Annotated in this window: 18 protein-coding genes and 6 tRNA genes; 9 read left to right on the top strand and 15 right to left on the bottom strand. The window is 37.4% G+C overall.

Features of this window, described 5'->3' with window-relative positions:
• Positions 1 to 96 precede the first annotated feature (96 nt).
• The 3 genes from KIP84_RS03490 to KIP84_RS03480 all read left to right on the top strand — a co-directional run bounded on the left by KIP84_RS03490 (position 97) and on the right by KIP84_RS03480 (position 4317).
• Positions 97 to 672, top strand: a complete 576-nt coding sequence (locus KIP84_RS03490; RefSeq protein ID WP_086265167.1) for an SdpI family protein — start codon at positions 97 to 99, stop codon at positions 670 to 672.
• 155 nt (positions 673 to 827) lie between these two features.
• Positions 828 to 3416 (top strand): sulfite reductase flavoprotein subunit alpha, encoded by a 2589-nt coding sequence (locus tag KIP84_RS03485; protein WP_213689339.1) that lies wholly within the window; start codon positions 828 to 830, stop codon positions 3414 to 3416.
• Positions 3417 to 3531: 115 nt separating this feature from the next.
• Positions 3532 to 4317, top strand: a complete 786-nt coding sequence (locus KIP84_RS03480; RefSeq protein WP_213689338.1) for a YdcF family protein — start codon at positions 3532 to 3534, stop codon at positions 4315 to 4317.
• A 375-nt stretch (positions 4318 to 4692) separates the two neighbouring features.
• Here the strand turns inward: KIP84_RS03480 and KIP84_RS03475 are convergent.
• The 8 genes from KIP84_RS03475 to KIP84_RS03440 form a co-directional block, all read right to left on the bottom strand.
• A tRNA-Val gene (locus KIP84_RS03475) sits at positions 4693 to 4768 on the bottom strand.
• Positions 4769 to 4834: 66 nt separating this feature from the next.
• Positions 4835 to 4911, bottom strand: a tRNA-Asp gene (locus tag KIP84_RS03470).
• Positions 4912 to 4947: 36 nt separating this feature from the next.
• Positions 4948 to 5023: transfer RNA gene (locus KIP84_RS03465), tRNA-Val, on the bottom strand.
• An 89-nt stretch (positions 5024 to 5112) separates the two neighbouring features.
• Positions 5113 to 5189, bottom strand: a tRNA-Asp gene (locus tag KIP84_RS03460).
• Between the two features lie 47 nt (positions 5190 to 5236).
• Positions 5237 to 5313: transfer RNA gene (locus KIP84_RS03455), tRNA-Asp, on the bottom strand.
• 24 nt (positions 5314 to 5337) lie between these two features.
• Positions 5338 to 5413 (bottom strand) — tRNA-Val (locus KIP84_RS03450).
• 206 nt (positions 5414 to 5619) lie between these two features.
• The gene (elsL, locus tag KIP84_RS03445; protein ID WP_086265170.1) at positions 5620 to 6123 is read right to left on the bottom strand and encodes a cell wall-recycling L,D-carboxypeptidase ElsL; all 504 of its coding nucleotides are present in this window, start codon (positions 6121 to 6123) and stop codon (positions 5620 to 5622) included.
• 156 nt (positions 6124 to 6279) lie between these two features.
• Positions 6280 to 6648 (bottom strand): YbaN family protein, encoded by a 369-nt coding sequence (locus KIP84_RS03440; RefSeq protein WP_086265171.1) that lies wholly within the window; start codon positions 6646 to 6648, stop codon positions 6280 to 6282.
• Positions 6649 to 6752: 104 nt separating this feature from the next.
• Between KIP84_RS03440 and KIP84_RS03435 the strand changes: the two genes are divergently transcribed.
• The 3 genes from KIP84_RS03435 (at position 6753) to dapE (ending at position 9164) form a co-directional block, all read left to right on the top strand.
• Complete coding sequence (locus KIP84_RS03435) at positions 6753 to 7634, top strand: DUF1853 family protein (RefSeq protein ID WP_086265172.1); 882 nt, start codon at positions 6753 to 6755, stop codon at positions 7632 to 7634.
• Between the two features lie 123 nt (positions 7635 to 7757).
• Entirely contained in the window at positions 7758 to 7901 is a 144-nt protein-coding gene (locus KIP84_RS03430; RefSeq protein WP_014207555.1) for an entericidin A/B family lipoprotein, read from the top strand.
• Positions 7902 to 8027: 126 nt separating this feature from the next.
• Positions 8028 to 9164, top strand: coding sequence for a succinyl-diaminopimelate desuccinylase (gene dapE / locus KIP84_RS03425; RefSeq protein WP_213689337.1), 1137 nt, complete (start codon positions 8028 to 8030; stop codon positions 9162 to 9164).
• Between the two features lie 135 nt (positions 9165 to 9299).
• Here dapE and KIP84_RS03420 read toward each other — a convergent pair whose 3' ends face one another.
• The 7 genes from KIP84_RS03420 to pilG form a co-directional block, all read right to left on the bottom strand.
• Positions 9300 to 10181 (bottom strand): alpha/beta fold hydrolase, encoded by an 882-nt coding sequence (locus KIP84_RS03420; RefSeq protein WP_213689336.1) that lies wholly within the window; start codon positions 10179 to 10181, stop codon positions 9300 to 9302.
• A 307-nt stretch (positions 10182 to 10488) separates the two neighbouring features.
• The gene (locus tag KIP84_RS03415; RefSeq protein WP_199113899.1) at positions 10489 to 10956 is read right to left on the bottom strand and encodes a hypothetical protein; all 468 of its coding nucleotides are present in this window, start codon (positions 10954 to 10956) and stop codon (positions 10489 to 10491) included.
• Positions 10953 to 15482, bottom strand: coding sequence for an Hpt domain-containing protein (locus KIP84_RS03410; protein ID WP_213689335.1), 4530 nt, complete (start codon positions 15480 to 15482; stop codon positions 10953 to 10955). Before KIP84_RS03410 ends, KIP84_RS03415 begins: the two co-directional genes overlap by 4 nt.
• Before the next feature lie 147 nt (positions 15483 to 15629).
• A complete protein-coding gene (locus KIP84_RS03405) occupies positions 15630 to 17711 on the bottom strand; it encodes a methyl-accepting chemotaxis protein (RefSeq protein ID WP_068565018.1) in 2082 nt (693 codons plus the stop codon).
• Positions 17712 to 17757: 46 nt separating this feature from the next.
• Entirely contained in the window at positions 17758 to 18294 is a 537-nt protein-coding gene (locus KIP84_RS03400; RefSeq protein WP_069124013.1) for a chemotaxis protein CheW, read from the bottom strand.
• A gap of 56 nt (positions 18295 to 18350) precedes the next feature.
• On the bottom strand, positions 18351 to 18713 hold the full coding sequence (locus KIP84_RS03395; protein ID WP_046811934.1) for a response regulator: 363 nt from the start codon (positions 18711 to 18713) through the stop codon (positions 18351 to 18353).
• Between the two features lie 23 nt (positions 18714 to 18736).
• Positions 18737 to 19120 carry a twitching motility response regulator PilG gene (pilG, locus tag KIP84_RS03390; RefSeq protein ID WP_000389061.1) on the bottom strand — a complete coding sequence of 128 codons (384 nt, stop codon included), beginning with the start codon at positions 19118 to 19120 and terminating at the stop codon, positions 18737 to 18739.
• Positions 19121 to 19403: 283 nt separating this feature from the next.
• On the opposite strand from pilG, the gene KIP84_RS03385 reads away from it, so the two are divergent.
• The 3 genes from KIP84_RS03385 to KIP84_RS03375 all read left to right on the top strand — a co-directional run bounded on the left by KIP84_RS03385 (position 19404) and on the right by KIP84_RS03375 (position 24334).
• The gene (locus KIP84_RS03385; RefSeq protein ID WP_213689334.1) at positions 19404 to 20042 is read left to right on the top strand and encodes a hypothetical protein; all 639 of its coding nucleotides are present in this window, start codon (positions 19404 to 19406) and stop codon (positions 20040 to 20042) included.
• Between the two features lie 68 nt (positions 20043 to 20110).
• Positions 20111 to 21220 (top strand): efflux RND transporter periplasmic adaptor subunit, encoded by a 1110-nt coding sequence (locus KIP84_RS03380; protein WP_213689813.1) that lies wholly within the window; start codon positions 20111 to 20113, stop codon positions 21218 to 21220.
• 15 nt (positions 21221 to 21235) lie between these two features.
• Positions 21236 to 24334 carry an efflux RND transporter permease subunit gene (locus KIP84_RS03375; RefSeq protein ID WP_213689333.1) on the top strand — a complete coding sequence of 1033 codons (3099 nt, stop codon included), beginning with the start codon at positions 21236 to 21238 and terminating at the stop codon, positions 24332 to 24334.
• The last annotated feature ends 44 nt before the right edge of the window (positions 24335 to 24378 follow it).

Genomic DNA, 24378 nt, shown 5'->3' with positions numbered 1-24378 from the left:
GAGTCGGAAATTAGTATGAAATTGGCATAATATCCTTTCCTGACTTATGCCAATTAATGCTAAACTTAAAACAGTTTACAATTTGTTATTTGCACTATGACCGCGAAAACTTTATACGCTTATACGCTTCAGCCTGTTCCCTATGACGTGTCAGAAGCTGAACAACGTCATGCACAGCTTCTTATCTGGCGCAGTACCAATAAAATCAGCACAAAAATCTGGGTAATTATGGGTGTGGTTTTAGCCCTAGCTATTTTAGGTCTTGTTTTTATCAAGAACTACTCTACTATTTTTTGCTGGGTTGCTATTGTCTGCGTAGTCCTTTACTACGTAGGACGTAAATACGGATTAGAATGGTACGTTAAACGCAAGATGAATGAATTTCCGGTACAGGAAATCAAAGGTATTCGTTTAGGTGTGCAACCTCATGGTATTGTGATGCGTCAACAAATGGGCTTACAAGAAGGCGTAGGTACTATTGGATGGAAAAATATCTACGAATGGTACAATACGCCTGATTTCATTTTGGTCAATTTCAAAGTAAAAGATCCAAAAGGCCAAGAACAACAAGGTGCTTATATTCTACCTAAACGCATGGACTCTAAGAACTTCTCGTTCAATACAATTCGTACGCACTTAAAAGAATCTGTTGGCGAGCCAAAAACCTTGTAATTCTATATTTAATAAAAAGCCTCCTCATGGAGGCTTTTTATTAAGCTAAAAATTAATGATAATGAAAATTAATATTATCTCCAAAATCCATATTATCTCCCCAATCTTCGGCTATACTTCGTTACAAGATCTCCATCATATTTACATTTTCTACCATGTTTAAAAAGATTTTATTTCAAATTCATTGGTTTCTGGGAATTACTGCTGGCCTCATCTTATCCATTATGGGTGTCACAGGTGCAATTTATTCTTATGATCAACAAATTTTAAAATGGGTGAATTCTGATAGTTATGTTGTTCAAGCTGAAAATACTCCTAAACTAACTCCTGCTCAGCTTTACCAGCATTTCAATACAACTCAGCCTGAAATCAAAATTAATAGCATTACGATTGCTAAGGACCCCACCTCTTCTTCTGTGGTAAACATTGAAAAAGAAGGTGAACGTCGTGGCTACAATATGATGGTTAACCCCTATAACGCTGAGGTTCTTCCAGATGTTAAAGGCCGAAAGTTATTGTTACTCATACAACAAATTCATCGTAATTTAACAGCCGGCGAAGTTGGTAAACAAATTACGGGTGCCTGCGCGCTCATGTTAATTTACTTTGTACTTAGCGGTTTGTATTTACGCTGGCCTAAGAAGCATTCTGCTCGTCAATGGCTTGCCGTAAAACCAAAACTCAAAGGCCGAAATTTTATTTGGGATCTACATGCGGTTGTTGGTACATGGGTCATTGTTTTTTACCTTCTTTTCGCATGTACAGGCCTATATTGGTCTTATGATTGGTGGCGTAGTGGCATGTTCAAAGTGATGGGAGTTGAACAGCCTAAACGACAAGATCATGGTGCCACTCCTCAAAATCAAAATCGAGGAATGCAGCAAGGCAAACAATCTGGCCGTAATAATGATAAAAAATCAGAGCCTCAATTAGATAATACACAGCTCATTACAGCACTTAATCAAACATGGAGCGGCTTCAATAGCCAAATCGGACGTGATTATTCGACACTAACATTAAGCTTACCGAAAAAAGATGATGGGAAAATTGAGTTAACCTTTGTCGATGCTATCCCACAACACGAACGTGCACGCAATCAAGCCATCTATAATTATCAAACTGGCAACATCGAAAAGATGGAGCTTTACGAAGACAAAAAGCTTAATCAAAAGATTATGAGCAGCATGTTACCAGTACACCGTGGTAGCTTCTTTGGACCAATTTATCAATTCGTTGCGATGCTTGCTTCTCTAGCAATGCCTTTGTTCTTGGTTACTGGGTGGATGCTTTACCTTAAACGCCGTAAACAGAAAAAATTAACACAGGCAGCTCGTCAGTCTTTAGCAGGACAATACATTGATCCAAATGCAAAGCCTTGGCTTATTACTTATGCAACTCAAACAGGCGTAGCTGAACAACTCGCTTGGAGCACGGCAACAAGTTTACAAGAGGCTCATCAACCTGTTCAGGTAAAATCTGTACAGCAGCTAACACAAACTGATTTAGAACAACATCAACAGGTTTTATTTGTAATTAGTACTTATGGTACTGGTGATGCTCCTGATCTCGCTACAAGCTTTGCTAAGAAACTTTTAAAATTGAATTTGGACCTTAAGCACATCAACTATGCTGTTCTAGCGCTAGGCTCTAAAGAATATCCAGACACTTATTGTAGTTTTGGCCATGCAGTGGATGCTTGGCTTAAAGCAAATGGTGCCCATACTCTCTTCAATACAATTGAAGTTGATAATGCAAACCCATCGGATATTCAAAATTGGAATCAATCTCTCGCGAAGGCAACTAAATTAGATTTGCATGCTGTAAATCTGGAAAAAGTATTTGATAGTTGGACATTACAGCAACGTGACTTGCTCAATCCAAATAGCTTAGGTCAGCCTGCATATAATATTGAACTTAAAGCAAATCATGAGGCGATATGGCAAGCGGGAGATATTGCTGAAATCCAACCTGGTAATAGTCCTGAACATATTCATGCTTTTTTGCAAAAGCATCATATTCTTAAAAATTCAAAAGTTGATTCATTGCAGATTTCAATCGAAAAAGCGCTTTGGAATAAAGATTTAACTGGTGAAATCGAACCATTTGCCAATCTGGATCACTTATTAGAGCAACTCCCTACTCTCCCAACGCGAGAGTATTCGATTGCGAGCATTCCGTCTCAGCAAGTCCTTCGTTTGGTTGTACGCCAACAATATGATGCGTCTGGCAATTTAGGTTTAGGTTCGGGTTGGCTGACTCAACATACACAAGTTAATAATGAAATTGCTTTGCGTATTCGTACCAATGAATCATTCCATCTTATTGATGATAATCGCCCTATTATTTGTATTGGTAACGGAACTGGCATTGCTGGCTTAATGAGCCTATTACACACCCGTACACGTCATGATTACACTGAAAACTGGTTAATCTTTGGTGAACGTCAAAGAGCATGTGATTTCTTCTATGAATCAACTATTGAAGCATGGAAAACCACAGGAATGTTAAAGCGCCTCGATTTAGCATTTTCGAGAGATCAAGAACAACGCATGTATGTTCAGGATGTAATCCGTCAAAATGCAGCAGAGTTAGTAAGCTGGATAGAACGCGGTGCTGTTCTGTATGTATGCGGTAGTATTGATGGTATGGCAAGCGGAGTTAATCAAGCACTTATCGAAATTCTAGGTGAAGAACAGGTAGATGATTTAAGACAACAAGGCCGTTACCGCCGTGATGTTTATTAAAGATCAATAAAAACAAAAAACCGAGTAATAGCTTAAATGCTTTACTCGGTTTTTTATTGCATTCAGAATGATTTTGCATACACTGTCTGCAATTTAAATTGCAACTCTAAGCACAATGCAAGTCAGTAAGTGGATCCGTATTTTCCTAGCAATCATTGGTTCGATTTTATTTCTAGATGGATTAGTTCTAATTTGTCTCAATAAAATTAATGTAGGCACCGTTATTCCTTTAATTTTAGGTGCTTTCTTCTGCCTATATTCCTTATTTTATTATCATTTAGAACGCTTTTTCTTCTATCACTATCGATTGCACACACTTTGGCGTTTTGGATGGTTATGCTTCTGGATATGGTTAATTGGCTTAGGCTATTTTTTTATTTTTATTAAAGAAAATAAAGACACTTCAAACAATATTCCTCCAGTAAAAGCAATTATTGTCTTAGGAAGCGGTGTTGAAAATGGTCAGCCCTCCACAATTCTTGCAAAACGTTTAGATACGGCCGCCCTTTTTGCCCTAAAACAGCAGCAGGCACAGATTGTTTTAACAGGTGGTCTTGATTTTTCAGAAAAAGAAAGCGAAGCATTGGTTATGTCTCGTTATCTTGAACAAAAGTATCATATCGCAAGAGATCAAATGATCCTTGAAGATAAAAGCACCAGTACAGAGCTTAACTTAAAAAATAGTAAACCCTTATTAGAACAGCGCCACATTACCTTAGACCAGCCAATCGCTATTGTCACAAGTGATTTTCATATTCCTCGAGCAGTAGCAATTGCAAAAAAACAGGACTATACCCAAGTTTATGGGGTAGCAGCCGAGACACCATTAGCTACTCGCTACAATGCATGGTTACGCGAATATTTCGCATATGCAAGTGGATGGATTTTAAACGAATATTAAAAAAAAATTTAATCGAAAAACTGCTATTCAAAAATAGCAGTTTTTTTATTTGTAAAAAATATTGGTGATCGGTACAGATATAAAGCTGATATTAGCTAAAACTAGTAAATTACAGACTAGATTCTTATCTTTGAGCACTAGTAACGCAATTTAATGAGAATGAGGAATCCCATTAAAAGCATGAAGAAACACTAATGTTAAAAACTAAAAAATAGCGATCACTAAAAAGAATAAATTAAAGATCTCAGGATTTTAATTTTAGAATAGAAAAGTTGTATCTACACTGAACCACATAGTAAATAAATTTACATGTAAGTATAGGATATTTATAGATTAATATAAATTTAGGGGATTTTAAATTTCTGATAGAAATTATGGTGGGCGCTGACGGGATCGAACCGCCGACATTCTGCTTGTAAGGCAGACGCTCTACCAACTGAGCTAAGCGCCCTTAATGAGAAAAGATAACGAATGTATCTTTATACTCTACATTCTCTAGACAAGGGAATCAAGAGAATGGCGCAGCGGACGGGGCTCGAACCCGCGACCCCCGGCGTGACAGGCCGGTATTCTAACCAACTGAACTACCGCTGCACTACAATACTTTAAAATAAAGTATGGTCACATATATGGTGGGCGCTGACGGGATCGAACCGCCGACATTCTGCTTGTAAGGCAGACGCTCTACCAACTGAGCTAAGCGCCCCAAGAAGAAAAAACTAATAAATTATTAATTTTTCGATTTAAAACTTTTATATTTTAAATCTTCTTCCAAACACAACCCGAACTGAAAAGTGGCGCAGCGGACGGGGCTCGAACCCGCGACCCCCGGCGTGACAGGCCGGTATTCTAACCAACTGAACTACCGCTGCACTTTCACAATATCGCAATTGTGGGGTAAACGATGTTAAGTCTTAAGTGGCGCAGCGGACGGGGCTCGAACCCGCGACCCCCGGCGTGACAGGCCGGTATTCTAACCAACTGAACTACCGCTGCACTTGAGAGCTTAACGTAAAGGCTTGGTGGGCGCTGACGGGATCGAACCGCCGACATTCTGCTTGTAAGGCAGACGCTCTACCAACTGAGCTAAGCGCCCTTAACGTCTTCATCGTTTGTGAGGTGCATTATAGAGAATCTTTAACAGGTGTCAAACGCTTTTCGACAACTTTTCAAAAAAATGCGAATGAATGATTAAAAATAAGTCATTATTAAGTAAAAAACAATTTTTTGTATTTTATTTAAGCACTTATTTTAATATTTTGATCATTCAGCTAATTAAATAAGAATTTTTAAAATCTTATTTTAGGTTAAAGATTGTTCAGACAAATAAACCAATGCATCTTCAGAGACTAAATCAAACAGTTCAATGATTTCTTCATTACGCATTCGAATACACCCATGAGACATTGGAACTCCCATCGGTTCTTTATCAGGTGTCCCATGAATATAGATATAACGTTGCATGGTATCGTGGCCATCGCCTTTATTGAAGCCTTCTTCTAAGCCATCTAACCAAAGAATGCGTGACAATATCCAATCTCGCTCAGGGAATTGTGCTGCAAGTTCATTACTATAGACCTCTCCTGTTGGCTTACGTGCAATAAAAACTGCATTTTGAGGAGATTGTGCGCCAATTTTTTTTGCAACCCTATGCCAGCCACGCGGAGTTTTTCCAGTATTTTCTTGTTCACCAATTCCATTCTTACCTGTAGAGACCACATAAAACTTATTTTGTTTAGGTAGGCTTAAAGTTTGATTTTCTAAATCAATGAGAATATCGGCATCTTCAAGTTTAAATTGGGACATGGAATTTCTTCTCTTAATTATATGAACTCAACTCTCTTTTGAGTTTTAATGAAAATTTATGGGAAAACTTGTATTGGACCAAAAATAAGAGATTATCAATCTTCTTTACTCTACGCGCAGTTTCACTGCTTGTCTTGCGCCAAAAATAAAAGATTATCAATCTTTTATTTTTGGCTCAGGACGTAACCATAACCAAACTGCAACGATGAACATGGTAGTATCAGTGAAAACTTTTACCCAAAACGGCGCTGAGGTAAATAGCATTAAAATACCACTTGCAGCCATCATAATGCTTGCAATCCACTTTGCCTTACGTGGTACTGTACCATTTGCTCGCCAGTCACGTAGGGTTGGCCCATATTTCGGATGATTTAACAACCATGCATCCATCTGAGGCCATCCCTTTGATGCGGCCCAAGCAGCCAGAATAAGAAACACTGTTGTAGGCATGCCTGGTAAAATTGCTCCGATAATACCAAGCGTGATAAAAATCACGACCAGCGTTCGCCAAAACAATGTTTGCATATAGAAACCTTAAGCTATTGTTGGTCATAGTATAAAGTGTTTTTCTGGTATTGTTTTGTTGATCAACCATGAAATTAGGATGAATTATTGCGAGTATTAAACGTATGAATATTGCCTCAGTTCAAACATCCTATTTTGAGCCATGGTTGCAATTTAACCATCCAATGGTCAGACAATTAGCGTTTACGATTGCTAGTCCAAATCTACTTTCTCACCTTCCCCAAACTCTATCTATTCAACATAGTTTCCAATTACATACTGATCAGATTTGGGAACAACATTTTTACAACTATCTACCACGTTTAAAACAGCTCGATGAAGCACCTCAACCTTTACTTCAGTTTATGTCTCAACTTAAAAGCACACGTTTAGGTTTACGTTTTGAGAATTTACTTTGGTTTTGGTTACAAGAAGATAGTTATCATCCTTACCAATTATTGGGTCATAGTATTCAAAAAATTGATGGGGCAAGAACTTTAGGTGAGTTAGATTTTTTAATTTTAAATAAAGAAACTCAACAAATTGAACATTGGGAGGTCGCATTAAAATACTATCTAGGTGAAGCAAATTTAGATTTAGAACAATGGATTGGATTGAATCGTCAGGATACTTTAAGCAAAAAACTTTATCATTTTACTAACAAACAATTTCAGTTCCCTGAAGCATTAAATTTTAAGATTCAACAACGTTTTGCTGTTTTAAAAGGACAGCTCTATCTTCCTTTACAATTAAATTTGCAACAATCATTACCAGACTGGATAAATTTAAAGCGTCGATTGGGATATTGGGGCACTAGCATTCCACACTCTTCTTTTTATCGATTGGAAAGACACGAATGGTTGTGTCCAAATAAACAACCTAGTTCGAATTCAGCACATTGGTGGACAGACGGTTTATATTGTAAAAATAGTGAAGAGGTTTTGTTTTATATGTTTAGACATCCTTCGTACTTAAACATCAAGCCTCACCTGCAAAAATTAAGCTAATTAACAATAAGTTTTAAGCTTCTAGAAACATTTTATAACGTTTTTACTATTAAACAGTCATGTTTCTTTTTCCGTTTGTTTTTTAATCTAAATTTACTTCATTATTAAATTTAAACGGAGAAAATGATGAAAAAAGTTTTAGCTGCGTCTGTAATGGTTGCTGTGATTTTAACAGGGTGTAATACGTTTAAAGGTTTTGGGCAAGATGTTTCTAAAGCAGGTGATGCTGTAACAAATACTGCTGAAAAAACACAAGATAAAATGTAAGTTAGAGTTATTACGTCAAAAACCTTATCGTTCCGATAAGGTTTTTTTATTTTTACGTACCCATCCCATAGAGATTCGCCTATTATATCGAGCTATATTTCACCTGATCAGCACGCAATTTTCGGTATGAACCATTCAGATACTCTCTCGCTTAGCTTAGAACTGTTACAACAACCTTCTGTTACTCCTATTGATCATACATGCCAAACCATCATGGCAGACCGTTTAGCCAAAATTGGTTTTCATATTGAACCAATGCGTTTTGGTGAAGTTGACAATCTTTGGGCACGTCGTGGAACTGAAGAACCTGTATTTTGTTTTGCCGGTCATACTGACGTAGTTCCGACAGGTAAGTTAGAAGCATGGAATTCAGATCCGTTTGCACCTGAAATTCGTGATGGAAAATTATATGGTCGTGGTTCGGCCGATATGAAAACAGCACTTGCCGCTATGGTCGTTGCATCTGAGCGTTTTGTCGCAAAACATCCTGATCATAAAGGTTCAATTGCTTTTTTAATTACTTCTGATGAAGAAGGCCCTGCTATTAACGGTACGGTTAAAGTGATTGAGACTCTTGAAAAACGTAAAGAAAAGATGACATGGTGTTTGGTAGGCGAACCTTCAAGTACTCATAAATTGGGTGACATTGTTAAAAATGGTCGTCGTGGTTCACTCAATGCCGTATTAAAAGTTCAAGGTAAGCAAGGTCATGTGGCTTACCCACACTTAGCGCGTAATCCGATTCATGAAGCATCGCCAGCTTTAGCAGAACTATGCCAAACTGTTTGGGATAATGGAAATGAATATTTCCCAGCAACATCATTTCAGATTTCAAATATTCATGCTGGCACTGGCGCAACAAATGTCATTCCTGGCGCACTAGAAGTTACTTTTAACTTCCGTTATTCAACAGAAGTGACAGCAGAACAACTTAAACAACGTGTGCATGAGACTTTAGATAAACACGGTTTACAGTATGAAATCATCTGGAATCTTTCTGGTTTACCATTCCTAACACCCGTGGGTGAACTCGTTAATGCAGCACAAACTGCTATTTTGAACGTCACGGGTACTGAAACTGAGCTTTCAACAAGTGGCGGTACTTCTGATGGCCGTTTTATTGCTCCAACAGGCGCACAGGTATTAGAGTTAGGTGTTCTAAACGCAACAATTCATCAAATTAACGAACACGTTGATGTACAAGACCTTGATCCACTAACTGATATTTATGAGCAAATTTTAGAAAATTTGTTAGCTAAGTAAAAGTTAAAATCTAATGAATTGAAAAAGCGCCCTTTTTGGGGCGCTTTTTTGTCTTTAAGTTATCAGTACATTCTTTAAAAGCTTCAATGTGAATCAAATTCAAGCACCCAGATAATTATATTTAATATCAATAATTTATATATCTTCTTTCGAATTTTTATCTATCCATTGCAATATAGTTGGCCAGACTTCTTTTGCAGCATTTTGGCTAAGTACAATTCGACTATGAGAATAATTTTCTAAGTTATTATTGGAATGACCAAATTCACGAAAAATATTATTTTCATTTTCAAAAGTTTGCAAATATTTATAGCATCCTTTAGTAGGGGCAATAAATTTATCGCCAGCCCCACAAATAGAATATATTGGAACTCTAATAGAACTCATAAATTTTTTATAATCTATGTCCTTAAATTCACTTATAAAATTTTCCTTTAAATTCCAATTAAACCATGGCCGCATCGTGTAATAGGTTTCATTTATTCGCCCCAACTTAAATTTATTAGCAGGAATCTCACCTAGACCTTTAACAACTAATTTTGCAGAAAACAATTTAATAAAATCAAAGGAATTATTTACTGCTCCAAATGCTTGGCAAGCAATAAAAGTAATACTTTGAATATTTTTTAAATATTCAGGATAATTAATTAAGAACATGGTTAAGCATAAACCTCCACCACTATGGGTTACACAGTGTAAAGTGGTTATATTAAAGTGATGGTGAATATAGTGAAATGCAGTTTTATATTCATATAATGCAATAGTTTCAAAATTAAATGGTATATCTGTTTTTGGGCTAGTACCATGCCCTCGCCACTCTAAAATAAAACAAATATAACCATGATTTGCCAAATAATCTGCAATGCCTATACAAACATCTTTATCCGAAAATGCACCATGAGATAAGAAAATTGCTTCTTTTTTTATTAGAGAATTATTTCTTTTAGAAATTTCCCATAAAGCAAATTCACCATGATCATCTGTTTTTAAAATATGTAGCTCTTTATGAATTGACATTTATTTTCTGCTATAAAGATTTTATTCTAGGTTATTTCGCTATGATTAATATAATAAAATTAGGCTCATCCTTTAACTATAACTTCAATTTATCTCCTTTTAAAATTTAGTATGAGACTTTATTAAAAGTAAATATTGGTAATTTCTTATATTCTAGCATTTGAAATACATATAAAATATAAATTTGCGATATAAATAAAGCAAGCACTTCAAGGATTTTTTAAACAAAAAAATTTATATTCTATAAAAGAATTTCACCTATTTTTGATAAAAAAGGAACTCAAAATGAGTTCCTTTTTTAGATATTTTATAGATGAAGTGAATTTTGAATATATTGCAAATTAGGAACATGGTAGCGTTGATTGTCCATACGAACATATTTAAATACAGTTGAGTGCTGTAAAGACTCTTGTATATCTTCATTTTCATCTACGACTTCAGAAATACGCAGACGAACTGAAACTGGCATCGATTTACACACAAGTGCAAAACGTTGACTAATATCTTCGCTTTCAATGACTAAAGCTACTGCTCGAGAATCTATTTCGTTGTGAACCGAATAAACAGGGAGTTTTACATCATGCCATTCAATATGCTTGATACCGTTTTTAACATCCATAGCAGATAACACTATATTTTGCGGCAACAACATAGGTACCTCATCATTACATTCAATGATATAGGCATCAATAAAACCAGTTGAAACCGTAATAAGATGCTGTAGCTCTTGTTGGTCCATATTACCGATCAAAGATGTATTTACACTACCTTTCATGATTTGACCTCACTTTCAAACGCCACAAGTAAAGCATCGATATTCTCTAATAATTCTTCCTCTTGGAAAGGTTTACCCATATATTGACTTACACCTAATGAGAATGCTCGTTCACGATGTTTTTCACCTGTTCGGGATGTAATCATAATAATTGGCATGTATTGATGCATATCATGATGTCGTACAAGATTAAGAACTTCAAAACCATCCATGCGTGGCATTTCAATATCAAGCAGCATCAGATCTGGCTTAATGTTTTCTAGCTGCTCTATAGCATCCACACCATCTTTAGCGGTCACAACATCATAGCCTTGGCGCTCGAGTAAACGAGAGGTTACTTTACGCACAGTTACTGAGTCATCCACAATCATGATGAGACGTCGCTCATCAGACTCTCGTTGTCTATAAACCGCTTCATTAACCAGCTTAAGTCGACGAGTAGACTGAATTTGGCGAGCAATATTTTGACCATCTAAAATTAAGCAAACTTGACCATCACCTAAAATAGTTGCTCCTGCAATCGCACCGATACTAGAGAACTGCTGCCCAATTGGTTTGACTACAATCTGTGCACGTGATCCAATCAGTTGGTCAACTAATAATGCGACAGTTTGGCCATTATTTGCCTTAATCATTAATACTGGTAATGAATACATCATTCCACTTAAACGCGGAATTGGTTGACTACCAACAAATTCAGATAAATAGCGCAATGGATAGCGTTTATTTTCAAATTCAAAGAATTCTTGTACGCTTCCAAAATATTGTTCTAATGATGCAGGTGAAACTCGTACAATTCGATCAATTTGGGCCAGAGGGATTGCAAATTGCTGATCAGCAACTTTAACCATTAAGGCATCACTAACCGCTACTGTAGTTGGAACACGTATTGTAAAGACCGTTCCCTGCCCATACACAGACTCTACGCTCACATGGCCACCTAGAGCCTTAATATCACTTTGTACTACATCCAGTCCTACACCACGACCTGAAATTTGAGTAACTTGATCAGCTGTACTTAAACCCGGATGGAAAATCAACTGTAAAATATCTTGATGTTCCAATACTTGTTCAGGATTAATTAAACCAAACATCAATGCCTTTTGACGAACCTTTTCGATATCAATACCTCTTCCATCATCCTTAAATGTCACAACAACATCTGTACCTTGACGATGGATATTAAGTTCAATACGTCCAGTTTCTGGTTTTTGTGTTTGTTGACGTTGCACGCGATCTTCTAGACCATGGTCAATTGCATTTCTGAGCATATGCTCAAGCGGGGTCACTAACCGTTCTAAAATATTGCGATCTAACTCACCTTCGGTATTATTTACAAAAAGCTCTGCAGGTCTGTTCAAAGCTGTAGATGTCTGACGGACAATTCGCTGTAAACGCGGCAGTAATCGAGAGAAAGGTACTAATCGCGTTCGCATCAAACCTTCTTGAATTTCTGCTTGAATCCGTGACTGTTGTAAAAGTAAGCTTTCTGTATCTCTGATTTTGTCAGATAATGTATTTTTAAAGTCGACCAAATCCGATGCAGATTCAGCAAGAGATTTTGATAATTGATTTAAAGACGAATATCGATCCATCTCTAACGGATCAAACTCCGTATATCGAGAGTGCTCAATACCGTGTTTTGCAATAATTTGGGTTTCCAATTCACCTTCCATTCGACGCAACTGATCTGCAAGTCGCTGAATGGCCAATTCCATTTCCGCTAGCGTATGTCCAAATTGGCTTAAATCCATTTCAATTCGCGAACGGTTAATCGAATTTTCACCCGACAGATCAATCATTTTTTCAATTAAATCTGCCGAAACTCGGATCATCTCATTATTTTGATCGAGCCGTTGAGTTTGTTCCCATGCTCCCATCATTGGCGGTGGTTCTGTACCATCACCTTGTATAAAGGTCATCACGGGTTCTGAGCTAAACAAATCAGCTTTACTTAACTTAGCTGGAATTTGGATATTCGTTTCAAAGAATTGAATATTTTCCAGACTTTGTTGTAGTCCATCGAAATGCTGGTAGTTGTACTTGAAAATTGCGTCTTTTAGCCATGCAATTGCACTTTCGAGCAAATGGTCATAAATATTCGAGTTGAAGTGATGTAGTGCAAATTGTTCAAAAGCATTCTCAAGTTGATAGGCAATCGCATACACGGCTTCTAAATCAACCATTCGTGCACCACCCTTCAAGCTGTGCACGGCCCTTTGTAATTGAAGCAAGATACTACGATTCGTACGCTGATCAAACCATTGTTTCAATAGCATATCAGCCATTTCTAACAATTCAGCAGCTTCTTCAAGGAATGTCTGCTCAACAACAGCAGTAATGTCCTCTTCATCAACCAGAGCGTCATTCTCGTGCGACGATACAACTGATGTTATTGCTTCAACTGGCGCAGCCAATTCAGTAACAACTGTATCAAATACTTGATCATGATGAGCTTCTAATTCTTCAATAACAGCTTCAATTTCTGCCGGTACTTCATCTATTAATACTTCAGATATCACCTCTTGTTCAGAGAATATCTCACGTTCAATATCAGATACTTCAATCTCAGGTGCAGATTGGAAGTTAGAGTTTTGACATGCTCTTTTCAATGCGTTAATTGTGTAATAAGCTTCATAATCTAGCTGTTTTTCACGCATGATTTGTAGACGGTCAGCCAAGTCATCTTGAACCAGACGTATAAAATCAATGAGAGCAGATGAAGCAATTAGCTGTCTTTGAATTAATCGCTCATAAATACTTTCCAATTCATGTGCAATTAAGCCAATATAAATTGCTTGGATCATATTTGCTCCACCTTTTAAGGTGTGCAAATAACGCATCAAATTATTGAGAGCCGCAAAGTTCTCTTGATCATTAATCCAAATATTAAGATCTGTATCCATTCCTTCAAGCAACTCATCAGCTTCTTCGAGGAAAATATCTAATAGATCTGGATCAAAGTTTTGATTTACCTGTGTAGAGGAAATATATTGACGATCTTGCTGTACACTTTGGCTTAATAGGGTCCAGTCAGCAGAGTCTGATAAATTCTCTACTCTAATAACTTCTGGAACTTCAGACTCTAGTTCAATATTGAATAGTGACTCATCAAAAGTAAAATTCTGCTGAGATAAATCATTTTGAATACTAGGTGTATGTAGCGTATAAAGTTTTAATTCTTCTAGAATACTTTGATGTTGCTTAACAATACCGACTCGCTGACCAGCAGCTAAAGCATCGAACAATTGAATAAGTTGTTGATGCGCTTTTTGATAAATTTCAAAAATATAGTCCGATTGCAATAACACAGGTTTATCAAGCAATACATTATAGCTGTCTTTCAATTGGCTCGTATATTCATGTAAACCTAGCATTGCTTGAGAGTGGGTATGCTGTAGCAACAAATCAGCCTGTTCACTTAGACGTTCAAGATAACCAGGAAACTCGTTACGAATTCCTTTCTCAAAATCTAATTCTGCATCGAGTAGCTCAGAAACATCTAACAGTAATAATTGCGATACCAAACCATGTGAAGGCATTAATGGATCTGTTCGATCACTATGCTCCTCAACGTAGACATCCCATGATTGATTAAACTGCTCTAATCTCACTTCAAGCTGTTCACTTGAACTATTGCTAGATAGCAGCTCTAAGCTCTCTCCAATAAAATCGCGATATTCTTGTAATAATAAAATCTCATCTGAATTAGAAGAAAGTTCTTCTTGTAATAAGATTTTAAATAACTGCTCAACTTTGGTACTGGCTTCAAAAATTGTTTCGACCTGCGCCATTGCAGAACTGCCACGCAAAGTATGTAGAGCACGTATTAAAGCATTGTAACTATCATACTGATGTAGCTCTTGATTTAAGAACTGATTAATTGTCGATAAATGCTCCTCCGCTTCTTCCATAAATAAGGCTAAGGTTTCATTTAGATTTATTTCAATTTCAGTATGTACATCTTCAACAATTGACTCAGCCAATGAATCTTGCTCAAGATAGTCTAGCTCAAGTCCAGTTATTGTTTCGGCAGTAAGCGTATTTGAAAGTTGTAAAAGCTCTTCTAAAGCAGGTTCTAAACTTTGCTGTTGTTGTAATTGTTGTCCCAATAAAATAAGCGGTCTAAAATCTACTGCATGTGCTCTTTTTTGCTTAAAGTTATCTACTAATTTAAGGAAATAGAACTTAAACACTAACTGAACATAACTCTGGATAGCTGGAGTCAACTTAAGGCTTTGATTGATTACTCGATTGAGCGTGTCTTCAACTGTCCAAGCAAGCTCAGCTGAAGATTTAGCACCAATCATTCTCCCAGAACCTTTTAAGGTATGGAAATGGCGGCGAATTTCAGTGAGCGTAGCAGTATTCTCAGACCGCATCCATTCATTTAGCAATGGTTGCAAATCAACAAAAATTTCTTCAATTTCTTCGACGAAAATCTCAAGAAACTCAGCATCTTGTTCAGAATAGCTATCTTCAGGTAGCATCATTGCTTCAGTTAAAGTTTTTAATATTTCTTTCATAGCAAAGGCTTCTTTTGCTTACCCCCTGAGTGGGGAAAACTACAGAGTCAACACCAAAAAAATAAATATTTCCCCAATATTTGTTTGGCGCTGCTCATACTTTTAAAAGAATAGCTATTATTAGAATAGCTATTCTCATCCCCCAATTTAGTCAGGTAATTTAAAGTCCGTTACTGACTCACGTAATGACTCCGACATATTCGCTAATTCAGATACAGAACGAGCAGTATCGAAAGTTGCCGTTGTTGTTTGTGAAGTAATTTCTTGTACGACTGTCATGGTTGCAGCAATATGACTTGCAGATGCTGATTGAAGTTTTGCAGCATCAGAAATGCTCGCAATTAAGTTTGCCAAGTCACCCGATACTTTTTGAATTTCATCGAGTGCAATACCCGCATCTTTCGCCAAGTTAGCGCCACGTACAACCTCAGTTGTCGTTTGTTCCATCGAGATAACGGCTTCGTTAGTATCCGTTTGAATCGTTTTAACAAGCGTTTCAATCTGTTTAGTCGCCGAAGCAGAACGTTCCGCAAGACGCTGGACTTCGTCGGCAACCACGGCGAAACCACGGCCTGCTTCACCGGCCATAGATGCTTGAATTGCTGCATTTAATGCAAGGATGTTTGTTTGGTCTGCAATATCGTTAATGAGCGATACGATGTTACCAATTTCTTGTGAAGACTCACCCAAACGTTTAATACGTTTTGAAGTTTCCTGAATCTGTTCACGAATCGTATCCATACCCTCAATAGAACGGTTTACGACTTGTGCACCATTAGAGGCAATATATACCGAACGTTGTGCTACGCTAGCAGATTCGGATGCATTAGACGATACTTGGTCAATAGACAATGCCATTTCATTCATTGCTGTTGATGCACCTGCAATTTCTTGTGCCTGGTGCTCAGATGCTTCTGCTAACTGGTTAGTAATATTCTGTGTATTATGTGTATAACGAGCAACTTCTTGCGAAGTTTCATGAATTCGAGATACGAGGTCTCGTAATTGGTCAATCGCAAAGTTAATCGAGTCGGCAATCGCACCAGTAAAGTCTTCAGATACAGTTGCATATGAGCGCAAGTCACCATCTGCAAGATCGGCAATTTCGTCAAGTAAACGTAAAATAGCATTCTGGTTACGATCATACTCTTCTTGTAATGTAGCTACACGTTGTTTATCTGCTTTACTACGAAGGGATAAAAGCTTTAAGACAGAACCAATCAAACCAAGAAGTGATAATGTGAGTAATGCAACTAATGCAAAAGCCTTCCAACCATATTGTGTTTGCTCTGAAAGATCACCTAATGCAGTTAACATTGTATCAGACTGTGAGAAGATCTCACTAGATGATTGACGTACGTTTACAATCTGGTTTGTATTTTTAAGAACTGACGTCGCCGCAGATTTTAAAACTTTATCATACTCACTTTTAATACCTTCCAAGGATTCACGAATTTCAGGAGAATCAACTTTAGCTACGCCTAATTCAGCATTTCCGTTTAGCTGCGCCTCTAAGTACACGCCGAAAGTCTCGATATCGATACTAAAGTCATGTGCTGAGTTCTCAGAGTTCTCTGTACTAACGAAAACGGAGTTAATAGATCGTAAAATACGTTCCGCAATAAATACCTGGTTTTTAGCAATCACAACCTGATTACTTGATACTTTTTCGCGAACCATCTTATCAACCATCAAGTTATATTCAGCTTGAATCTCAGGAATAGAATCACTAATAGAGATATTCATATTATATAACTGGTTAATTACGTTCTGTTGTGATGAGATCAAGTCAACGTCATAAGACAAAGATTTCCACAGACTGGCTACTTTTTTGTATTCTTTTGAAGATGTGCCATAAATGTTTTCGACATTTTTAATATTTTTGGCAAAAAGTTGGCGTGATTCAATTAACTCTTTCATCGCTTCAGGCGATCCAGAAGCCGTTGCTTCCGTAGCCTGTCTAGAAATTGTTTGTGATAGTAAGCGCAACTCACCCATACTACGTGTTAATTGGTTATGACGAGGTACACTATAAAATAAATAAGTGAGCGAAGTTGAAGCTAATACTAAACATACAGAAGCTACATAAAGGATAGGCTTGGACTTTTTACTTTCCCCAAATAAACTGGCATATTGCTCAATTTCTGACTGGATTTTCGCAATAAAGTTGACATTCGATTTTTCGTTTAGACTACGATTGCCACTTTTCTTTTTAAGTTTAAAGCCCATACAGCTTCTCCCCAGAAAAATATACTGTTTATTAACAGCATAAAAATTAGTTTATAAATTTTGTCGATGCATTCATATAATGTGGGTTTTGCAATAATCGACTAAATAAAAAGACATGCCAGTGCTGATTGTGCTGGTGAAAATACCCTTGGCAATATTCTTTTAGATTTTCCTCCAAGTTTAAACTTTGAGAAAAAAAGCTTTTTTTATTAAAGTGTTGAATCCCCAAGACTTGATCAACAACCAACCCCACATACTGGTCGTGATGGCTAATACATAATACTTTTTGGGCAGACGAAAATGAACTTCGTTGCCCTGAAATAAAATGCGCCAAATCAGAAACTGAAAGCAATCTTCCCCTGATATTTGCCAATCCCTTTACCCAACTTTGGGTATTTGGAACAGATGTATATTTTGGTGGATAGATAACTTCTGAGATTTCCCCAAGTGGTGCGACGAAGTATTGCCCTCTCATTTCAAAAGCAATTCCTGACCACCGTTCTGCTTCATTTTGGACTGAAGCGTAATTCCTGTTACCTCGTTTAGACAAACGAAGTAACTCGATAAATCCGTTCGCGGCCATACTCGATCCTATAAGACGGGCGTACCCCGCCATTTATGCTTTTATGGTTGGATGAGTTAATTTAGATATTGTTTAATTACATCGATCAATTGCTTTTCTTCGATTGGCTTAATCAAGTAGTCAAGTGCACCTTGACGCTTGCCCCATACTCGGTCGGTTGCTTGGTCTTTAGTACTCACAATAACGACCGGAATATGTTTAGTGTCTTCATCACGAGTAATCTGGCGTGTTGCCTGAAAACCATTTACACCTGGCATGACTACATCCATCAATACAAGATCTGGTTGCTCTGCTTTTGCCAAAGTTACACCATCTGCACCATTAGATGCTTCAAGTACGTCATAACCATGCTTGGTTAAAATTTCTTTAAAACGAAAAGTTTCTGTTGGTGAATCATCTACAATAAGAATACGTGCCATTTCTTTGCCCTTAAATTACTTAATTATGAACTTACATGATTACGGATCGCATTTAGCAATTCATCTTTGCTAAAAGGTTTCGTCAAGTATTCATCTGAACCTACCACACGCCCTTTTGCCTGATCAAACAGACCATCTTTACTAGAGAGCATAATAACGGGAATGTTCTGATAATTTTGAGAGTTCTTAATCAGCGCACAGGTTTGATAACCGTCTAAACGAGGCATCATGATATCGACAAAAACAATATCCGGATTTGCTTCTGCAATTTTGGACAAAGCTTCAAATCCATCCACAGCAGTAATGACTTCACAGCCTTCGCGCTGTAATAAGGTTTCTGCTGTACGGCGAATGGTTTTTGAGTCATCAATCACCATTACTTTCAGATTTTGGAATGCATCTTCCATTTAATCTTCCATCCCCATAAAAATAAAATATAAATGCAATTTAACTTAAATTTGTTTTTACACATTTATACGCATTTTTAACATATCTCACCTTCTATTTTCAATGAGGCATTTTTGTCTACTTTCTCATTTATAAACAATAACTTTTAACCTCATCACACTTTAATTAAAATTATCATTTTTTTATAATGACTATATTTTTATTCAGCTAAATAATAATTAATATAATGAAGATTAAATATTTAAAAATAAGCGACTTAGCTATCTTTTTTGGGGATTTTCAATGAATGACAGGATGAAATATGCCTTTTACAGGAACTGTTTGTCTGTATCTATAGGCATTATTTCCTTCGGATCACTCTTTTTCTTACCCTCTGTTGTCGCTCTTGCCGATACGCCTAAAGCGGTTTGGTATCGTTATTATGATCAACATGGTATTGCCAATATTAGTACATCGGTCACACCTGCTCATATTCGTTATGGTTATGAAGCTCTAGATCGTAATATGCAAGTAATAAAAAGAAACCACTCTTATAATGCTGAAGCTGATTTAAATCAATCAAGTCAACGGGCATTATTGGCGCGACATAAAGAACAAGATATCAAATTAAAAAAAGCTTATAGCAATAGCAAGACAGCTTCGATTAAAAGAGATCAGGCATTAGTGTCTATAAAAAAGCAAATTAATTATCAGCAAGAACAACTTAATCAGTTACAACAAGACAAAATTTTATTTAAGCGTCAGGAAATGGAGTATTTCAGAAAAGGAGAACCGATTCCTGAGCGTCATAAGGCGTTGATTGAAAACAATCTAAATAATATTAATCGGGTTAAACAAACACTTGAAACACTTTCCAAGACCTATAACCGAACCAACAATGAGTATGAAAATATTATCGATCGTTTAAAAAAGCTTGAATAACTGCAAAGGTTTATCAAGAATAGGGGCAAAATAAAATTTGAATTATAGGATGATGCTGTATGCACACAATGCATCTCACCCCTTCTACTTTTTTTAAACTGAGTATTATTAGTTTATGTTTAATTTTAGCTGCATGTAATCAGCAAGAAACAACCCAAACCTCAGCCTCAGCTCCTGTAAAAATTGAGCTTATTCCTCAAGACCTTATTGCAGTTAAAGAAGGAGCTCTTGATTCTCAAACTGCATTTACAGGAACTATTCGTGCGGTTCAGCAAAGTTCCATTCAGGCACAAGTAAGCGCAACAGCGACGAATGTCACTGCAAATGTGGGTCAACAGGTACAAAAAGGCCAAGTTCTAGTCAGATTAAATAATCAGGACAATGTTGCACGATTAGCACAAGCACGAGCTAACCTTGCATCAGCTCAGTCACAAGCTGAACTTGCTCGTAATTTGATGAACCGAAAACAAAGATTATTTAATCAAGGTTTTATTGCTCGTGTCGAGTTTGAACAAAGTCAGGTTGACTATAAAGGCCAGCTTGAAAGTGTAAAAGCACAACAAGCCAATGTTGATATTGCTAAAAAAGCGGATCAAGACGGAATTATTACTAGTCCAATTTCAGGTGTGATTACTAAACGCCAAGTTGAACCCGGCCAAACTGTTTCAGTTGGACAAACACTATTTGAAATCGTAAATCCAGATCAACTTGAAATACAGGCCAAGTTGCCAATTGAACAGCAAGCTGCACTTAAGGTCGGTAGTAACATTCAATATCAAATTCAGGGCAATTCAAAACAGTTAAATGCAACGCTAACTCGCATTTCACCTGTTGCAGATCAAGATAGTCGACAAATTGAGTTCTTTGCTGCTCCTAAAGAAAAAATTGACTCGTTAAGTATTGGAGCCTTCATTAATGGAAACATTCTGCGCAATGACACTCATCAAGGCCAAACGATTCCTTTAGACAGCATTCAAAATATGCAACATGACCCGTTTGTATGGGTGATACGCAATCACACTATTCAAAAAGTTAAAATTCGGGTGGTTGAACAGCGTTATAACGACAATATTGCTTTAGTCGAAGGTTTACAAAGCACAGATCTGGTCAGCCGTATTCAATTTGAAGATTCCGACATTAATAAAAAAGTGACGGTTACAACCGACAAAAATAAATAAGGTAGCAAATAGCGTATGTGGTTTACTCGAATCAGTGTGAAATACCCCGTTTTTACCATTATGATGATGCTCAGCTTAATGGTACTCGGGTTGGCTTCTTGGAAACGCATGACTGTCGAAGAGTTTCCAAATATAGATTTCCCATTCGTAGTGGTCACTACGCAATATGCGGGTGCGTCGCCTGAAGCGGTTGAGTCAGATATTACAAAAAAACTTGAAGATCAAATCAATACAATTTCAGGAATTAAACAGATTACCTCACGCTCAAGTGAAGGCCTTTCAATGGTGATTGCCGAGTTTAATCTTGATACTTCTTCGGCGATTGCGGCACAAGATGTTCGTGACAAAATTGCACCCGTCACAGCGCAGTTCCGTGATGAAATTGATACACCGATTGTGCAACGCTATGACCCCTCTTCTAGCCCAATCATGTCAGTCGTATTTGAATCAAACAGCATGAGTTTGGCGCAATTAAGTTCGTATATAGATAAAAAAATCGCACCTCAGCTTAAAACGGTTTCGGGTGTCGGTAATGTGAATTTATTGGGCGACGCTAAACGGCAAATACGAATAAAGGTTATTCCTGCACAATTGCAAAGCTACGGCATTGGTATTGATCAGGTCATTAACACGCTAAAAAATGAAAATATTGAAGTGCCTGCAGGGACCTTACAGCAAAAAAATTCTGAACTGGTTGTACAGATTCAATCAAAAGTTATTCATCCCCTTGCATTTGGTGATTTGGTCATTGCCAATAAAAATGGTTCACCCATTTTTTTAAAGCAAGTGGCAACTGTTGAGGACACACAAGCCGAACTACAATCGAGTGCCTTTTATAATGGAAGAACTGCGGTCTCAGTCGATATCTTAAAAAGTTCCGATGCCAATGTAATTAAAGTCGTCGATCAGACTTATCAAACGTTAGAGAAATTAAAAGATCAAATGCCTGCGGGTTTAGATTACAAAGTCGTAGCTGATAGCTCTAAAGGTATTCGCGCTTCAATCAAAGATGTTGTTCGAACCATTATTGAAGGTGCTGCTTTAGCAGTTCTCATTGTTTTACTCTTTTTAGGCTCTTTCCGCTCTACAGTTATTACTGGTTTAACCTTACCGATTACTTTGCTCGGAACCTTAACTTTTATTTGGGCTTTCGGTTTTAGCATTAATATGATGACGCTGTTAGCTTTATCACTCAGTATTGGTTTACTCATTGATGATGCAATTGTAGTTCGCGAAAATATCGTCCGACATACTGAACTGGGCAAAGACCATGTGACCGCTGCTCTTGAAGGGACAAAAGAAATTGGTTTAGCTGTACTCGCAACCACGCTTACTATTGTCGCAGTCTTTCTACCCGTAGCCTTTATGGGTGGTCTGATTGGACGCTTCTTTTATCAATTTGGTGTAACTGTCAGTACGGCTGTTTTAATTTCAATGTTTATTAGCTTTACGCTTGATCCAATGCTTTCAGCTCATTGGAAAGATCCTGTAAAGAAAAAAGATAATTGGCTACAACGTTTTTTTAACCATATTTCTAATTTGCTAGATCGGCTTACTCATGTTTATGAAAAGCTATTAAAGCTTGCTCTACGCTTTCGTTTTATTACCGTCATCGTTGCAATCGCTTCATTATTTGCTGCATTAGGACTATCTAAACTCATCGGTACCGAATTTGTACCTACACCAGATAAAGGTGAAGTCCGTATCCAGTTCGAGACTCCTGTAGATTCTTCTTTAGAATATACCCAAGCCAAATTACATCAGGTCGATCAAATTATTAGACAATTCCCCGATGTGGTTTCTACTTATGGCGTGGTTAACAGTGAAGTAGACTCTGGTAAAAATCATGCTGGTTTAGGGGTGACCTTAAAACCGAAACAAGAACGTAGCTCAGATCTGAATACTCTCAACAATGAGTTCCGTGATCGTTTGCAAACTGTAGCGGGTATTCGAGTGACCTCTGTTGCCGCAGCACAAGACTCTGTCTCTGGCGGACAAAAGCCAATCATGATTTCTATTAAAGGATCTGACCTAAATGAACTACAAAAAATTTCAGATCGCTTTATTGCTGAAATGGAAAAAATTAAAGGCGTAGTTGATTTAGAAAGTTCATTGAAAGAACCCAAACCTACTTTGGGTGTTCATATTAATCGCGTACTAGCAAGTGATTTGGGCTTATCTGTTTCCCAAATTGCGAATGCCATTCGACCATTAATTGCGGGCGATAATGTCACCACTTGGGAAGATCGTGACGGCGAAACTTATGATGTGAATTTACGTTTAAATGAAAATAAACGTATGCTTCCGCAAGATGTTCAAAATTTATATATCAACTCTAATAAAACCAATACAGCTGGACAAAATATATTAGTTCCATTGAGTGCAGTCGCAACAACCGAAGAAAAACTTGGGGCTTCGCAAATTAACAGACGAGATCTTGAACGTGAGGTTCTTATTGAGGCAAATACCTCAGGTCGCCCGAGTGGAGATATTGGTCAAGACATCGACAAAATGCAAAAGGCGTTTAAGCTACCTGCGGGCTATACATTTGATACGCAAGGAGCAAATGCAGACATGGCTGAATCTGCCGGATATGCTTTAACTGCCATTACCCTATCGATTGTATTTATTTATATCGTGTTAGGTTCTCAGTTCAATAGCTTTATTCATCCCGCAGCAATTATGGCGTCTTTACCTTTGTCATTGATTGGGGTTTTTCTTGCCCTATTCTTGTTCCAAAGCACGCTAAATCTGTTTTCGATTATTGGTATTATCATGCTGATGGGGCTTGTCACTAAAAATGCGATTTTGCTGATCGATTTTATTAAGAAAGCGATGGATCAGGGTGTGAGCCGTTATGACGCTATTTTACAAGCTGGTAAGACCCGTTTACGTCCAATTTTGATGACCACAAGTGCTATGGTGATGGGGATGGTTCCCTTAGCTTTAGGTCTCGGCGAAGGCGGTGAGCAAAGCGCACCAATGGCTCATGCGGTTATTGGTGGTGTGATAACCTCTACTCTGTTGACTCTTGTGGTTGTACCCGTCATTTTCACTTATCTGGATGACTTGAAAAACTTTATGCTGCGTCAAACTCGACGATTCATGTCATAATGCAGCGATTATCGTATAATCTGCGTTTTTATAACGCTTAACTT

It is taken from the genome of Acinetobacter sp. BHS4, from assembly GCF_018454425.1.
In the GTDB taxonomy this organism is placed as follows: domain Bacteria; phylum Pseudomonadota; class Gammaproteobacteria; order Pseudomonadales; family Moraxellaceae; genus Acinetobacter; species Acinetobacter pittii.
This window is presented reverse-complemented; position numbering and strand designations above follow the sequence as displayed.